The 17,240-nt window shown below is 34.2% G+C and carries 15 protein-coding genes and 1 other RNA gene; 9 read left to right on the top strand and 7 right to left on the bottom strand.

Annotation, left to right across the window (positions count from 1 at the left end):
- Window positions 1–935: 935 nt before the first annotated feature.
- From phoU to V4P56_RS00240, 7 genes are all read right to left on the bottom strand, one after another.
- Window positions 936–1,658, bottom strand: coding sequence for a phosphate signaling complex protein PhoU (phoU, locus tag V4P56_RS00270; RefSeq protein ID WP_455482117.1), 723 nt, complete (start codon window positions 1,656–1,658; stop codon window positions 936–938).
- A gap of 21 nt (window positions 1,659–1,679) precedes the next feature.
- Window positions 1,680–2,438, bottom strand: coding sequence for a phosphate ABC transporter ATP-binding protein PstB (pstB, locus tag V4P56_RS00265; RefSeq protein ID WP_455482116.1), 759 nt, complete (start codon window positions 2,436–2,438; stop codon window positions 1,680–1,682).
- Between the two features lie 41 nt (window positions 2,439–2,479).
- Entirely contained in the window at window positions 2,480–3,772 is a 1,293-nt protein-coding gene (gene pstA / locus V4P56_RS00260; protein WP_455482115.1) for a phosphate ABC transporter permease PstA, read from the bottom strand.
- Window positions 3,769–5,229: a phosphate ABC transporter permease subunit PstC gene (pstC, locus tag V4P56_RS00255; RefSeq protein ID WP_455482114.1), complete on the bottom strand. Its 1,461-nt coding sequence runs from the start codon at window positions 5,227–5,229 to the stop codon at window positions 3,769–3,771. The genes pstA and pstC overlap by 4 nt, the downstream gene beginning before the upstream one ends.
- A 62-nt stretch (window positions 5,230–5,291) precedes the next feature.
- Window positions 5,292–6,338 carry a substrate-binding domain-containing protein gene (locus V4P56_RS00250; protein WP_455482113.1) on the bottom strand — a complete coding sequence of 349 codons (1,047 nt, stop codon included), beginning with the start codon at window positions 6,336–6,338 and terminating at the stop codon, window positions 5,292–5,294.
- A gap of 152 nt (window positions 6,339–6,490) precedes the next feature.
- Window positions 6,491–7,429 (bottom strand): glutathione synthase, encoded by a 939-nt coding sequence (gene gshB / locus V4P56_RS00245; RefSeq protein WP_455482112.1) that lies wholly within the window; start codon window positions 7,427–7,429, stop codon window positions 6,491–6,493.
- Window positions 7,430–8,179: 750 nt separating this feature from the next.
- Window positions 8,180–8,746 (bottom strand): c-type cytochrome, encoded by a 567-nt coding sequence (locus V4P56_RS00240; RefSeq protein ID WP_455482111.1) that lies wholly within the window; start codon window positions 8,744–8,746, stop codon window positions 8,180–8,182.
- Window positions 8,747–8,850: 104 nt separating this feature from the next.
- Here V4P56_RS00240 and V4P56_RS00235 point away from each other — a divergent pair, with 104 nt between their 5' ends.
- The 9 genes from V4P56_RS00235 to rimI all read left to right on the top strand — a co-directional run bounded on the left by V4P56_RS00235 (window position 8,851) and on the right by rimI (window position 17,231).
- A complete protein-coding gene (locus V4P56_RS00235; protein ID WP_455482110.1) occupies window positions 8,851–9,582 on the top strand; it encodes a 3-deoxy-manno-octulosonate cytidylyltransferase in 732 nt (243 codons plus the stop codon).
- A complete protein-coding gene (locus tag V4P56_RS00230) occupies window positions 9,579–10,448 on the top strand; it encodes a prephenate dehydratase (protein ID WP_455482109.1) in 870 nt (289 codons plus the stop codon). Before V4P56_RS00235 ends, V4P56_RS00230 begins: the two co-directional genes overlap by 4 nt.
- Window positions 10,449–10,787: 339 nt before the next feature.
- A complete protein-coding gene (locus V4P56_RS00225; protein ID WP_455482108.1) occupies window positions 10,788–11,195 on the top strand; it encodes a hypothetical protein in 408 nt (135 codons plus the stop codon).
- Between the two features lie 952 nt (window positions 11,196–12,147).
- Window positions 12,148–12,245, top strand: an RNA gene (ffs, locus tag V4P56_RS00220) — signal recognition particle sRNA small type.
- Window positions 12,246–12,475: 230 nt separating this feature from the next.
- Complete coding sequence (locus V4P56_RS00215; RefSeq protein ID WP_455482107.1) at window positions 12,476–14,398, top strand: DNA polymerase III subunit gamma/tau; 1,923 nt, start codon at window positions 12,476–12,478, stop codon at window positions 14,396–14,398.
- A gap of 14 nt (window positions 14,399–14,412) precedes the next feature.
- Window positions 14,413–14,736: a YbaB/EbfC family nucleoid-associated protein gene (locus V4P56_RS00210; RefSeq protein ID WP_455482106.1), complete on the top strand. Its 324-nt coding sequence runs from the start codon at window positions 14,413–14,415 to the stop codon at window positions 14,734–14,736.
- Between the two features lie 36 nt (window positions 14,737–14,772).
- A complete protein-coding gene (gene recR / locus V4P56_RS00205; protein ID WP_455482105.1) occupies window positions 14,773–15,378 on the top strand; it encodes a recombination mediator RecR in 606 nt (201 codons plus the stop codon).
- Window positions 15,379–16,057: 679 nt separating this feature from the next.
- Entirely contained in the window at window positions 16,058–16,741 is a 684-nt protein-coding gene (tsaB, locus tag V4P56_RS00200) for a tRNA (adenosine(37)-N6)-threonylcarbamoyltransferase complex dimerization subunit type 1 TsaB (RefSeq protein WP_455482104.1), read from the top strand.
- The gene (gene rimI, locus V4P56_RS00195; RefSeq protein ID WP_455482103.1) at window positions 16,698–17,231 is read left to right on the top strand and encodes a ribosomal protein S18-alanine N-acetyltransferase; all 534 of its coding nucleotides are present in this window, start codon (window positions 16,698–16,700) and stop codon (window positions 17,229–17,231) included. The genes tsaB and rimI overlap by 44 nt, the downstream gene beginning before the upstream one ends.
- Window positions 17,232–17,240 lie beyond the last annotated feature (9 nt).

Below are 17,240 nucleotides of genomic sequence, written 5' to 3'. Positions count from 1 at the left end.
ATAAAACAGTTTAGAAAATGTATAAAAAACTTTGCTAAACTATGAAAAATTTAGTACTTGAAAATTTATAAATTTGCTTAGTATCTGGTCTAAAAATTTATAAATATGTATTATCAAAATTAAGAATTATCCCCCGCTTAAGCACTAAAACTTTCTATATCAATATTGAAATTACTAATATACAGATTCTTCCCATTACAAGCTTTTATGAAATGATTAAACAGAGGTTTTTTCTGGCTAAAAAATTGCAAATGATAACATTATCTTATATTTACAGATATTAGATAATGTAAGCGATGTAACTTAAATTAATGCATAAGAATATTTAATATGCCGCACTAATCTTCTAAAATAATGCAAAGCTTCTCTTGCTTTTCCTGAACTTCCAGTACTTCATCAGCTTTTCGCTTAAGCTCGTGATACCAAGCAATAAAATACGAAAATTAATATCACAAACCGCTATGACGCCGTTACCTGAGTTGTGCACTGGATAGCATTTAAAATTACTAGAATCTTTCATAATAATAAAATTATAATCATAAGGATATGAAAGTAAATAACTAACGCGTTTAAAACTACAACAAATTTCTAAACTAAGTCATTTGTTGCTTTCAAAAATAATGAGAATCCCACTTTTCTAGAATGAAGATATTGAAGCTCATATCCAGTAAAGCAAAAAGAAGAGTACTTTCAGTCTCTTTAATAAAACCAATCATTCTCAATTTTTTAGCCAAGCCAATCAATTGACCACGACTTACAGAACCAATCTCAGCACTTTTTGTTAGTTTTTTTATAGGTATTTAGTAAAAACCTATTCACTTCTCCACTATTACCTATAGTGAAAATGTTTCTATCACAGCTATATTGTAAAAAAGTAACCAATATTTCTTATCTTTAATAGCAAAATCACTTTTATGCATTTTAAAGACAAAATCTTAATCTATTTTCTTCTCATCTACCCCAACTTTATATGTAAGATCATCGCGAGGACGCTCAAAATCCATATGGTAACCTGTTATGATATAATGCAATGTTTCAGCAATATTTGTAACATGATCACCAATTCGTTCAATATTTTTTATACAAAAGAGTAAATGTGTACAAACCGTAATATTACGCATATCTTCCATCATATAAGTCAAAAGCTCACGGAAAAGAGAGGTATACAGAGCATCAATTTTACCATCACGTTCACGTACCGCATCAACACGATTCAATAAGCGGCTAGTATAAGCACTTAATACCTCCTTTAACTGATTGAGTGCCAAAGCTGTAATCGTTTCAAACCCACAATAAAAAGCTGTGGATTGACGTGTTTCTGAAATAACAACTGTCCGCTTAGCAATATTTTTAGCCATATCGCCAATCCGCTCAAGATCAGAAGAAATGCGAATGGCGCCAACAATTTCACGCAAATCAACAGCCATCGGCTGGCGTTTGCAAATAATGGTAATCGCTTTCTCATCAATATCGCGTTCTGCTTCATCCAAAAATAAATCATCGGTAATAACTGTAGAAGCAAGCTGAAGATCATTACACACAATCGATGCTACAGAACGCTCAATCATTCTTTCCGCATGCTTCCCCATTGCCGTAATCTTTGCTTTCAAATATTCTAGTTCTGCATCATAAGAACGGACAGTATGGTTCATAGACATATCCTATACTCCTCAATTCGCCTATCCAAAACGCCCGGTAATATAATCTTGCGTATATTGCTCTTTTGGTGATGTGAATATCATTTCAGTTGCACCAACTTCCACCAAATGCCCCAGATGAAACATAGCAGTATATTGAGAAACACGTGCTGCTTGCTGCATTGAATGTGTTACAATGACGATTGTATAATTTTGCCGTAATGCATCGATCAGCTCTTCAATACGCGCCGTTGCAATTGGATCAAGAGCTGAACAAGGCTCATCCATCAAAATAACTTCAGGACTAACCGCAATAGCACGTGCAATACACAAGCGCTGTTGTTGTCCTCCTGATAAACTTGTCCCCGCTTCATGAAGACGATCTTTTACCTCTTCAAATAAACCTGCCTGTCTTAAACTTTTTTCAACCACATCATGCAATTCAGCACGTGATTTGACTAAACCATGAATACGTGGTCCATAAGCAACATTATCAAAAATAGATTTTGGAAAAGGGCTAGGTTTTTGGAAAACCATCCCAACACGCGCACGCAATTCCACAACATCAATTCGTGGATCATAAATATTTTCCCCATCTAAAGTAATAAAACCCGTTATTTTAGCACCTTCAATTGTATCATTCATACGGTTAAAACAACGCAAAAATGTCGATTTTCCGCAACCTGAAGGGCCAATTAAAGCTGTAACTTGATGTTCAGGGATATCAAGAGTAATTCCATGCAATGCCTCTTTATCTCCATAAAAAACCCTCACATCCTGACCACGCATTTTAATCTTCATTACAAAACTCATCTTACTTTAAGATACAAATCTTATCGAAGTTACCATCGCCGTTCAAATCGCCGACGTAAAAAGATAGCAGAAATATTCATAACAGCGAGAAAAAACATTAATACGATGATAGCGCCAGATGTCTTTTCAACAAAAGCGCGCTCTGCTTCACCCGCCCACATAAAAATTTGTACAGGCAAAGCTGTTGCTGGATCCATTGGTGTAGCAGGAATATTCACAACAAAAGCAACCATTCCGATCAAAAGTAAAGGTGCAGTTTCACCTAGAGCCTGAGCCACACCAATAATTGTACCAGTTAAAATACCAGGCGCAGCCAAAGGAACAACATGATGAAAAACTACCTGTGTCTTTGATGCTCCCAGCCCTAAAGCTGCTGCACGAATAGAAAGAGGAACAGCTCGCAAAGCAGAACGTGTCGCAATAATAATCGTTGGTAGTGTCATAAGAACCAAAACAAGACCACCAACAAAAGATGCTGAACGCGGTAGCCCAAAAAAATTAATAAAAACAGCTAACCCCAAAAGACCAAAAACAATTGAAGGAACAGCTGCAAGGTTATTGATATTAACCTCGATAAGATCTATAAATTTATTTTTTCGTGAATATTCTTCAAGATAAAGGGCTGTAGCTATCCCTATTGGTAGCGAAAATATCAAAACTATGGCTATCATGTAAAAAGAGCCAATTATTGCAACACCTAATCCCGAAGTCTCAGCACGACTTGAAGCACCAAATGTAAAAAAACCAAAATTAAAGGTTTGGTAAAGTGTACCATCATGAGACAAACGTTTCATCCACTCTATCTGGCGATTAGAGACTTTGCGATTTCTTTCTGATACACACAAATCAATCTGCCCTTTATAAGCAGAATCAATATCTGCTGCTGCTAGAACTTTGATTTTCTGTGTTGTTCCAATCAGTTTTGGATTCTGTGTCACCATTTTGCGCAATTGAACACGTACACTGTGTGAAAACATGCGGTTAACATCTCGTAATGATGCTTTATCATTTTGATCTAAATCAAGCTTTTTTATCAAAGCATTACGGACAAGAATCGGATAATTTGCAGTTATTAACACCTGCGGATTTACCTCACGTTGACCACTTGGATCAATGATCTCTTCATCCAAATAAACTAATAATGCCATTTCGCTATGAATAAAAGCTGTATAACCCTGCCTGATAATAGACCACAAAAGAATAGACAAAAAAAACAAACCAATCAAAATAGCAATAAAACCATACATACGAAAACGACGTTCAGCCCAATATCGACGTCTAAGGCCAATATTACGACGATGCGAAAGAAAAACCTTATTCATTCATATTGTTCCCGATATTTACGCACGATATAAAGAGCAAAGATATTGATCACAAGAGTTATAAAAAAGAGTGTCATCCCCAAAGCAAAAGCTACAAGAGTTTGTGGAGAATTAAATTCAAAATCACCCGTCAATTGATTAACAATTTTAACTGTCATTGTAGTCATCGCTTCAAATGGATTAAGAGTTAAATTTGCCGCAACACCCGCTGCTAAAACTACGATCATCGTTTCTCCGATTGCACGTGATGCCGTTAACAAAATTGCTCCCATAATCCCTGGAAGTGCTGCCGGTATAACTATTTTTTTAATTGTTTCAGATTGTGTTGCTCCTAAACCATAAGACCCCTCGCGCAAAAAACGTGGGACAGCTGTAATAACATCATCTGATAAAGAAGAAACAAAAGGAATCAACATAATTCCCATCACGAAACCAGCTGTCAAAACACTTTGAGCCATAATAAAACCAGTACCACCAGAAAGAGAAATAGAGAGATCCCGTAAAAATGGCCCTACAATCTTCAAAGCAAAAAAACCATAAACAATGGTTGGAATACCAGCAAGTACTTCCAACAACGGCTTCACAATTGATCGTAATCGAGCAGAAGCATACTCAGCCATGTAAATAGCTGAAAATAATCCAATAGGAACAGCAAAAAGCATTGCTACGAATGCAATATAAAGTGTGCCTGCAAGAAGTGGTACTAAACCAAATTGCCCTACTTCTTCTCCTAAACCGCTAGCTGAAAAGCGTGGATCCCAGACTGTTCCAAAAAAGAAATTTGCAAAAGATACAGACTGAAAAAAACTTATCGTCTGAAAAAACATAGAGAATGCTATGCCTACTGTTGTAAAAACCGCAACTGTGGATGCACAAATCAACGCAATAACAATGAAACATTCAACTTTATTACGAGCACGCTGATGTGGAGCAATTTGTATAATCCCACAAATAAAGCCACATAACGCAATTATAAAAAGCAAACTATGACCAATAAATTGCAACTTTTTAGAAGAAGTGGACCATAACTGTGCTATTCTTAGTACATCATCTGGTGCTTCATTAGGTAAAGCAAACCCCTTTGCAAATAATTGTGCCCGTACTTCTTCATAAGAAGCGGTAGCAATATCTCCCTCAAAGTGATGAATAATTTTAACCAGATTGCAAATAGTTTCCCAAACAAAATCATGATTAAAAACCTCAGTGCTGTACAGACTATACGCCCCAATCTCCCGCAGAGCGCTATACTCCAAATAAATTGTACTTCCACCACCCCAAAAAATTAAAAAAATAATGGCTGGAATAACAGTCATCAAAAATGTCCACCAACCGTAATAATACGCACGAGAGTGCATCTTGCACTGTGTATATTCAAGATGGCAGGCTCGTATATAAGAAATATAAAAGCCAACAAAACCAAGAATCAATAACAGAAAAATAATAAAAGGAATATGCATATCATCGTTCAATTTTTACAAAAAAATAGTTTAGAAAACTCCTATACTGCAAATTCAGAAAATTATTTCAAAATTATCACGGTACCAGCAGAAAAAGCAGAACGCTGTGCCTGCCGCTCCTTTTCAGAAACAACAACCAAACCATATTCAGCCAATGGGCCACTTGGGCCAATCATTTGATCAGAAAGAAAAAAATTAACATATTCTTGCAAGCCTGGAATAATACTTAAATGTACTTTTTTAACATAGAAGAAAAGTGGACGTGAAACTGGATATTCACCACTAGAGATTGTTGCAACAGTTGGTGTAAAACCATTAATATCTGCAGCCTTTAGCTTATCAGCATAATTTTCATAAAAAGACAAACCAAAAACACCAATCCCTGTTTTATTAGAAATTAGACGAGCAAATGTCTCAGAATAATCACCATCAATATCAATGACCTTTCCATCCCTACGTATAGCAATACAGGCAGCATATATTGCTTTATCATCCATCCCTAAAGATTTCATTGCATCAACTGCTCCGCTAGCCTTACAGCCTACAGCAAGCAATTTTTCTTCAAAAACTTCACGTGTTCCATGCTTTTCTCCAGGAATATAAGCTGCTATTGTCCAATTAGGAAGAGTACTATTGATTGCATTCCATTTTGTAATTTTATTTGATTGTAATTTCCCGTTCACAACAATTTGAGCAGCTAATGCCCTATAAATGTCCACTGGCTGCAATTTCCAATTAGGACCATTAATATCTGTTGCTAAAACGATACCATCATACCCGATTAATATTTCCTCAACATCTTTTACACCGGCATCAAAACAAGACTGCATTTCACCCGATCTCATTGCCCGAGAAGTATTAACAATATCAATCGTGTTCTTTCCAATCCCACGACAAAACTCCTTAATACCAGCGCCTGAACCACCCGACTCTATAACTGGAACCTTAAAATGAGGATAAATTTCTCCAAATATCTCAGCAACGATTTTTTGATACGGTAAAACCGTAGATGAACCAACAATCTGAATTTGATCACGTGCATTACCAACACTCATTGACAACATAACTATGAAGACCAATCCCACTCCAACGGATAAAAATCTGCTCATCCATAAACTCCCTAAAATGAGAACCAAGGCCTCTCATGCATATCACACGATAATCTAAATTTTAATTCACATTTGCGGTATGATAAATATAAAAAAGCAACATTAATAATTTTTTTGAAAAAATCATGTTCTGATTTTTTGTTTAAACAAATTTAATTTGAACGCTTAAATTCAACTACATCCCAGAAAAGATTCGCAATATCTGTACCACCAAAGCGTTTAATTTCACGAATTCCTGTAGGAGATGTAACATTAATTTCTGTTATATAATCTCCAATCACATCAATCCCTACAAGAAGAAGACCTCGTTTCCGCAAAGCTGGACCAATGCGTTCACAAATCTCATAATCACGTTTTGTTAAATCAATATTTTCTGCACGACCTCCAACATGCATATTAGAACGAATATCCATTTCTGCTGCAACTCGATTAATAGCCCCAACAGGTGTACCATCTAGCAAAATAATCCGTTTATCTCCCTTTCGCACTGCATCCAAATAACGCTGAACAATAAAAGGTTCATGATAATTTTGCGTAAACATTTCTAAAAGTGATACTAAATTGCGATCATCCTGTTTCAAATAAAACACACCCGCCCCTCCATTGCCATAAAGTGGTTTAATAATGATGTCACCAAACACAGCTCTAAAATCTGTTATTTCCTTAATATCTTTCGTAATTAACGTTTCTGGCATCAAATCAGAAAATTCAGTCACAAAAATTTTTTCTGGACTATTGCGTACCCATACTGGATCATTCACGACAAGCGTTTTAGGATGAATACGTTCTAATAAATGAGTCGTAGTAATATAATTTAGATCAAAAGGTGGATCCTGGCGTAAAAGAACCACATCCATATCCATCAATTCTGTGCGTACAGACTGCCCTAACTTATAATGGTTCCCTTCTTCATCACGCACCGTTAATGATTCTAATCGTACAATCACACAACCATCACGCATAGATAAACAATCTGGTGTGTAATGGAAAAGAGAATATCCACGTTCTTGCGCTGCCAGAGCAAGTGAAAATGTTGTATCACCTTGAATCCGAAGTGTTGAAATATGATCCATTTGAATAGCAATTTTCATAAATAAAACCTCCCTATAACTTAAAGCAGAATGCTCTATACGCTATAAACTTAGTAAATAATAAAGAAACTATGACAAGAGAAAATTTATGATGTAAGAAACTGATATAACATTTAAATAATGAAAAAATTGGACACTAAGAACTCCGCATCATTTTTCCTACAGTGAGCAGTTCAAAAATAACAGAGCTTAAAGCAGCATATACTGTTGTTATTGATGACAGAAGGCTTGTACTCCTATCTTAACTTATTTAGCTACCACAAACGATAATAGCCAAGGATATAAAATAAACAATCTTTGCCCACACACTTACATTAAAAGGAGATGTCGATTCATTAAAAAATCAGCAATAATTAAAATATAATAAAAAAATGGATAAAGCACTCTTAATAGGTTCAATAACTGCATATCCTTTTGTATAAGAATCCTCACTCATCTTACAGCATTACACCGTATATTCTTTATAATTAAGCAATAATAATAATTAAGCAATAATACTTGTGATAGATCCGTTAGGCATAAATTAAATAGTCATAAATGCTAATTTTAAGATACTAAATTTAATTTATATAACCCATAAAAGACACTAAAAAATATAGGCATTATTTTTTATTTTATCTTCTGATACAACTGCACTCAATCAATTTTAAAGGACACATTGACAACAATTCTTTTGATAAATTTATAAAACCAAAATTATAAATAAAAATCAATCGTACTTCTTCCCACAATGCGTATTTCTGATATAAATTAATCTAACTTGCTTTTTTCATTATCCATTGGCAACGGAACAGGATGATCAGATAAGTTACGTAAATAAAGTAAAAGATCAGCACGATCTTGGTCGTTTTTTATTCCACGAAAAGACATAATTGTTCCTGGAAATGCTTCACGCGGTGATTGTAGATAAAAATCTAAAGTCTCAAAATCCCATTTTTTATCAGAATTTGCACGTAACACCCGTGAATAAGTAAACCCTTTTTCAGCTACAAAAGGGCGATTAACTATCTCCCAAAGTGTTGGACCAACACGACTAAACTCATTACGTCCAGAAGTATGGCATATAGCACATTGACGAAAAATCTTACGCCCATTCTCAAGATTTCCTCGTTGAAGACGATCACTTAACGACAAAGGAACGTCAAGGTCAAGTATTTGCTTTTTCTCCTTAAGAGTATTATCTTCCGTAATCTTGTTAGAATATCGAACAGATGCAGAGTTATCATAAACCGTATTACTGAGTATGAAAATTCCTGCCATAATAATCAGCAAAAATAGACAAGCACAAACAAAATAAATAACTTTCAAGTAATTCATGAAGATTCAAAAATTCAATATTTTTATTATCCTTTCATTTTAAGCTTTTTCCTTATAGTACACAACCTTATAAATACACCACACACTGCATCAGGAATCTTGTAATGACTATTAAACCAATTATTTTTATTCCTGCCCGTATAGGCTCAACCCGTTTACCTCAAAAGCCTCTCATCAAAATTGCTGGAAAGCCAATGATTGTTCATGTTGCTGAACAGGCAAAAAAAGCTAAATTAGGACGTACTATTATTGTAACAGATCATAACGATATTGCCGAAGCTGTTACAGCTTACGGACATGAATGTACCATAACACGTAACGATCATAAATCTGGATCTGATCGTATTTATGAAGCTTTAACTCATATTGATCCTGAAAAACATTATAACATCATTATGAATATACAAGGTGATCTGCCGACGATAACCCCTAATGAAATTATGAGTACCTTGCAGCCTTTAGAAAATAGCTTAACTGATATTGCAACTTTGGGAGCAAAAATTGTTGAAGACAATGAAAAGATAGATCCAAATATCGTTAAAATTATTGGTACACCACTTTCTCAAAATCGTCTCCGTGCCCTTTATTTTACTCGCGCAACAGCACCGTATGGAGATGGTCCTCTTTATCATCATATTGGGATATATGCCTATCGACGTGAAGCACTTGAGCGATTTGCTGCACTCAAACCATCCATACTTGAAAAACGTGAAAAGCTTGAACAATTGCGTGCATTAGAACATAATATGCGTGTTGATGTAGGAATCGTCGATACAATTCCCTTAGGTGTCAATACACAACAAGATCTTGAGAGAATTTGCGAGATTTTAACATGAAATCAACTAAAAAAACCAATAAAATTTCTTTCCAAGGAGAATATGGAGCTAATTCTCATATTGCTTGTATTAATGTGTTTCCCGATATGGATGCCATACCTTCTACCACTTTCGAAGATGCACTTAATTTAGTAGAAAATGGGCAAGCTGATCTTGCTATGATTCCCATTGAAAACACTCTTGCTGGTCGTGTTGCAGATATTCATTACTTACTACCACAATCATCCCTCTATATTATTGGTGAATATTTTTTACCTATCCATTTTCAATTAATGGTTTTACCAGGGGTTATGCATGAAGAAATTGAAACCGTTCATAGCCACATTCATGCCCTTGCACAATGTCGTAAAATTATACGTGATAATGGTTGGAAACCTATTATATCTGCCGATACCGCTGGAGCTGCAAAATTTATTAAACAAGATGCTAAACGCTCACAAGCAGCCTTAGCGCCTCTAATCGCAGCAAAACTGTATGGACTCGATATTCTCGAAAAAAATGTCGAAGACAGTCCTCATAATATTACTCGTTTTATCATTCTTTCACGTTCTCAACAGTATGTATCTAAACCACAAAATAGCGAAAAAATCATTACTAGTTTGCTTTTTAGAGTCCGTAATACTCCAGCTGCTCTCTATAAAGCTATGGGAGGTTTTGCTACAAACGGAATAAATATGACAAAATTAGAAAGCTACCAAATTGATGGAAATTTTAATGCAACACAGTTTTTTGTTGATATCGAAGGGCATCCTGAAGATCCCATTATGCAACTTGCTTTAAAAGAACTAGCTTTCTTCTCTACTGAATTTCGCATTATTGGTATCTACCCTACAAAAAAAAACCGAGTGTCATATGTATATGAATAGAAATTTCTTTAGCTATCCATACCACTTACGAACAAAAAGAGAGAATTTTGAAAATACAAACAAACTTCCATAAAAATATGTTTCAGAGGAATAACTTAAAATTTCTAAGTGAGGACAGAAAGCAATTTAAACTATTATTATAATAAATTAAACTAACTATATATTCGTATCTATCGATTTTAAGTAATTCTCAAAATAGCGTTATAAAGCTAAAAAATATAGCTTATTCTTCTGCGTCTAAGTTAGATTCGACTTTATTCGCATATTAATAAAAATTTATATTGCATATTGGTAAAAATTTATTCATAATTAACTGCATTCAGAATAGAGAGAAAAGTAATGAAGAAATTCTTCACTCAAGGATTATTAGCTGCAAATATTCTTGTTTTCTCCGATATTGCATTTGCTGGATTTGGTGAGAGAAAATGGAATTTTGCACCAAGTGAAAGAGTGATAATTGGCGCATCTAATAAAATGTATAATGGTGTTGAGTATTCTTGTAAAAAATTTAAACCCAAGAAAACCTCTTTTACTTTATCCTATTCTGCTCCTTCTGACCTAGACAAATTAAAGATTGTTGCTGATAATGAAAAAAAAATAATACATGATAAAGAAAATAAGATTTTTATACTTAAAAACATAAAATCTCTCGATATAAGCTTCCCTTCGTCAGGAAATTATATTTTTAAGAATATTACTAAAAGAAATGTTATTGGAATGAATTGTGATACAGGAGATTACGATTGATAATATTTCTGAAGAAATCTAAATTTCTGAGTAAATTAATCCAATTACTTAGGTAAATCTTTAGGGAAAATGAAGTATAGTAAATTCTCAGAGTTGGATTTTTTGTGGATTTGAGCTTTTGTACTTGTGCAGAAAATTAAATATTATGTAACTTTCACAGCTAATTAAATTATTTTGTATTTTCATTATCAGAACTAATTTTTTAAAAAATAAATAAAAGCATTCACCAAGCATTCACCTTTGCAATTAAGCTACCCACAATAGCTATAAGTCATAGCATTTACGTATCAGAGAAATTATAAAATCTCCACCTTAAGGTTTAAGTTCTAAAAATAATGTCTTATATCTTACCAAATACAATGCAAATATGAAAATAGTAGTAAATATTTCAGTATGTTAGTAATAACATCAATATTACAGTACTCCTTAAAAATCTTAGCTTTAATTTTATTCTAGTTATACTCAAGCTTACAGTAAACTTGTGTTTTATGCTATATTCCGTTCAGTTTCATTCCAAGAGAAATTAATTTTATTTTTGCTCTAACTGTTAAAGAATTTACCAATTATTTAAAGCTATAAAATTCAACAACAATAATATTCCTTATCAATTTTTGGTTTCAGCTAATCAAATAGCTTGTATACACCACTTCTCTCCCTTTTTGCTATAACTTAGTAATTTTAGTGCCTTTGCTTCTAAATCCTTAAGAAAATCTTAAAAACGAGCATATCTTTACATCTAATTATGTCAAATAAAGAGAATAACTTTTTCATACAAAATAAGTGTAGAATATTGCTCCATTGCTCCAAGAAAATTGACAAACCTTTAATATATTTACAATCCATCGGATAAGAATTAAGCTCAAAAGCAAAATATTTTACCATTCTTTCCATTCTTTCTATATTTTTTATTTCTTAACTTGATTTTTTATTTTAAATCGACAATATGATATTGGGAGGCTGGTGGTGGACGAACCGCTCGCCAATCGGGTCAGGTCTGGAAAGAAGCAGCCCTAACGAGTTCTGGGACGGGTCATCATACCATCCTCCTATCTTATTGAATAAATCATATTTCTGTCATTTTTCAGTGTAACATCCTCAATCCGTTACAGTATTTGTATAGAGTAAGTAAAAGAATTTTGGTTGCCTTTAAGCCAACAACCCCTCTCTTTATAAAAAATAAATTGATTGAGAAAAAATCCTTTTATATTAAAATACAGTTTTAGCTTCTACTTTCGTATTATTGAAATGTATTCAAAAGAGATTCAAAATTGGAATCGTTTATGAAAAATATGCCGATAGAAACAACCTATCGTGTTCTTGCCCGAAAATATCGTCCTCAAAATTTCTCTGACCTCATCGGTCAAGAAGCAATGGTGCGCACCCTTACTAACGCTTTTGAAACAGGACGCATTGCACAAGCATGGATGCTAACGGGAATTCGTGGAGTAGGTAAAACCACAACAGCACGTATTTTAGCACGTGCGCTTAACTATAAAACTAAAGATATTAATCAACCAACTACCGCATTAAATACACTTGGTGAACATTGTATACAAATTATTGAAGGACGCCATATTGATGTTATTGAAATGGATGCGGCTTCACATACAGGTATTGATGATATTCGTGAAATTATTGAACAAATACGTTATTGTCCTGTTTCTGCACGTTATAAAGTTTATATCATTGATGAAGTGCACATGCTCTCAACACAAGCATTTAACGGTTTATTAAAAACACTTGAAGAACCACCGCCGCATGTAAAATTTATTTTTGCAACAACGGAAATTCGCAAAGTTCCTATCACTATTCTTTCACGTTGCCAGCGTTTTGATCTACGGCGTATTGAATCTGCAGTTTTAGTAACGCATTTACGCCAAATTGCCCAGTATGAAAAAGTAGAAGTGGAAGATCAAGCACTGTCCATGATTGCCCGTGCTTCCGAAGGTTCCGTACGTGATGCACTGTCCATTTTTGATCAAGCAATTTCTCATAGCAATGGCAATATCAGCACCGTTACAGTGCGCACAATGTTAGGATTAGCTGATCAAGCACGTATTATTGATCTCTTTGAATACATCATGAAGGGTAACATTATCAATGCGTTGCATGAATTACACAGTCAATATAATGCAGGCGCTGATCCCATTGCTATATTGACAGGATTAGCTGATTTCAATCATCTGGTTACACGTTTACGATTCATACCAGAAATAGCGGGAGATTTTTCGCTTACTGAAGATGAGCGTTTAAGAAGCTTAGATTTTTCAAAAAAACTTTCCATCCCCATTTTATCTCGAAATTGGCAAATATTACTCAAAGGAATACAAGAAGTTAGTCAAGCTACGCTTCCAATTCAAGCAGCTGAAATGTTATTGATTCGTCTTGCTCATACTGCTGATCTACCAACTCTTGGTGAAGCTTTAAAAAATCTTACACAAGACAAAACACCAATTACAATTATCCAAAACTCTTCTCATCAAAAATCTACAAAAGTAGATAACACAACAAAGGTAGCAACTGCATATACCCATTCTTCCCCACACATTTCAAATGTGCCACAAAATCAACCAGATTTCAAAACATCTTTGAAAAATCAAGGAGATTGCTCCTTAAAAATGGAAGATTCATTGAAGTTTCAAATTCCTGAAAATACAAACTCTTCTAGAATGATGAAAACTCTTGAAATTTCTCAGTCTGCTGACTCTTCTGAAGATATTGAAAATTTACCAAATTTCTCTACGCAAACAGCAAAAGAAATTACTGAACAAAAAACTATAACCATTGATTCCTTACATAGTATTATTGAATTAGCTGAACGATATAATGATATTCCTTTGAAATTATTTATTAAAGAATTTGTTCATCCTGTTTCTTTTGAACCAGGGCATATCACTTTGAGACTTGCAAAAGATGCTCCACGCTCACTTGTACGTGATATAAAAAAAATACTTTCCCAATGGACTGGACAAAGCTGGACTATAACTCTTGTCGATAAAGGAGGAGGACCAACCCTACAAGAAGAAAACACAGCTATTCAAAAAACTCTTTTTTCTAGCGTACAAGAAGATCCTGACATTATAAAAATCCTCAATCATTTCCCAGAATCAAAAATTGTTGATATTCGTTTAAATAAAAAAGAAAATAATCTTGATTTACCCTCTGATACCTTTAAAAATGAAGTTCATATTAATGATGAATAAGGATACTCATTCCTATGCGTAACATGATGAGCATGATGAAAAAAGCCAAAGAAATGCAAGAAAAAATGCAGCAGATTCAAAAAGAAGTGGCTGATCTGCAAGTAACTGGAGTTGCCGGTGGTGGACTCGTTAAAGTTACTTTAAATGGTCAAAATGCTATAACGGCGATCAAAATTGACCCTTCATTAATTAAACCTGAAGAAACTGAAATTCTTGAAGATTTAATTATGGCAGCTTATAATGAAGCCAAAACAAAAATTGAAATGACCATAGCAGAAAAAACTCAAAGCATGACAGCAGGATTACCACTCCCATCAGGTTTTAAATTTCCATTCTAATGAATCAGCTTTTATCAAATCTCTTGGAATAATAGTATGTCTAAACATATTGCAGGACCTGAAATTGAGCGTCTTATTCAACTGTTGGCGCGAATACCAGGTCTTGGCCCACGTTCAGCACGCCGTGCTGCACTTCATTTGATAAAAAAAAAGGAAACATTGCTAGAACCTTTAGGAACTGCAATACAAGCAGCTGCAGATAAAGTTTGTATTTGCTCTGTTTGTGGAAATATTGATACAGCTAATCCTTGTTCAATTTGTACAGATCCCCGACGTGATGATACAACAATCATTGTTGTAGAAGATATTGCTGATCTTTGGGCTCTCGAACGTGCAAAAACCCTAGCAGCACGTTATCATGTATTGGGCGGACGGCTCTCTCCATTAGATGGAATAGGCCCTGATGAGCTCAATATTGCTCCCTTAGTACAGCGTGTTATAAATAGCTCAATTACAGAAATTATTCTAGCCGTTAATGCTACTATTGAGGGGCAAACAACAGCTCATTATATAACTGACCAACTTTCCAATTTTTCAGTTAAAATTACCCGACTTGCTCATGGAGTACCAGTAGGAGGTGAATTAGATTATCTTGATGATGGAACCTTAGCTGCCGCTTTACAAGCAAGAACTAATTTTTAAGATTATACGCGCTTACCTATCATCCCTTTTTGCTTTTCATTGCTCTTGATTTATAAGAAAATATCTAAATTTCCTCCAAAAAAGGCTTTATCTTCTGATATGCTTTTAGTTCCAAAATTCAGCATATCTACTTATATCTGCCTTAATTTATGGTTTAAGAATCATAGAGAAATAGCTTTTTACAAAATTTTATTATCAGTCAGTTTTGTGAGGTTGTCTATTAAATTGAGCAATGCTGACCGCTTGTGGTAATGTGGCTATCGTTATAATTACATTTATTAATACTCACCATGAATATGCTGCTTTATTAGTTATTTTTACCACTATTTTGGGAATTTTTATTATTTTGTTTTTACCCTCTTTTATATCTACTTGTGAATTTGCCATTTAGCTAATACCGTATATTTATAAATTATGCTGTACTATATTTTGACAGCAATATCTGCCTCTTGTATAAGTGTTTAAATTGTAATAATTGTTGAATTTATATGGATTTTAATATTAAATTTTGTTACTTTTACTCTTCAAGTTATTTATCATTGATAAAAACAGGTACATTTGCAAAAAATGATATCACCTATCAGCTTTACGACTTTCTTAAAATATTGCAAAATGCAGTAACGAAATAAAAAATATGGTAGGGTTTTTGTTTGTCATGTTATCTAGTTAAAATATTCTTATGCTTATCCTTGCTATAGACACTGCTTCAATTTATTGCGCCGCTGCGCTCACTCATAATAAGTCTGTTATTACACGTATCAGTGAACGTATGAATAAAGGGCATGCTGAAAAACTTATTGAATACATTGCTAAAATTACTGATCACGCCAATATTACTCTTGATCAAATTGATCGTATTGCGGTCAATATTGGGCCTGGATCGTTTACTGGTATACGTGTTGGTGTCTCAACAGCAAGAGCTTTGGCACTGGCGTTAAAAATACCAGCTGTTGGAGTAAGCGCACTTGAAGCATTAGCAGCACAAACAACTAATAAAAATACAGCATCAGCGATTACTGCTGTTATCGAAGCGGGTCGATCCATGTTTTACCATCAAAGTTTTAATGAAGATCTCACACCGTTAAGTGAACCTAGCTTAAAAACAATTGAAAATGTCATTGAAGATTTACCGCAGCAAACTAGATTGATTGGCCCAGCAGCCAATATCATTGAACTGCATATTAAAAATAATAAGATAAACAAAAAAATTATATTAGACCAGATCCTATGCGAAGCAGCTGATATTATAAGCTATGCTCATCTTGCTGTAGACAAACAACCACAAAATCCACCCCGTCCACTCTATTTACGCAATGCTGATGCAAAACAACAAACTTCTTTCGCTTTACCACGAAAACAATAATGGCCAAATTTTTGTTAAAAAAAAGCATTTTGAGATTGCTCCACTGCAAGCTAACGATAGCGCTCTTCTCCACCAAATTCATCATCATTGTTTTATCCCTTCTTGGGAAAAACAAGTATTTGATAATTTTTTAAAAGATAAAGTTATCTTTGGATACAAAGCTTATTTCATTGGTAAACCTGATCAAATTTTAGGATTTTGCCTGTGTCGTCTCATTGTTGATGAAGCAGAAATCATTACAATTGCTGTCCACCCCCATTGTCGTCGACAAGGAATTGGTTACTTACTTATTGATAGTACACTTCGCCATCTTTATAATAAGCGCGCTGCAAAACTATTTTTAGAAGTAGAAGAAACTAATCTTTCTGCTTTGAGCCTCTATCAACGTTTTGAATTTCAAAAAATTTCTAAACGCCTTGCCTATTATCAATCAGAAAACAGTCGCATAGATGCAATTATCATGCAAAAAACTTTTCAGCAAATAGATTGAGATTTGCGT

The sequence above is a fragment of the Bartonella sp. B35(2025) genome (assembly GCF_053794465.1).
This window is presented reverse-complemented; position numbering and strand designations above follow the sequence as displayed.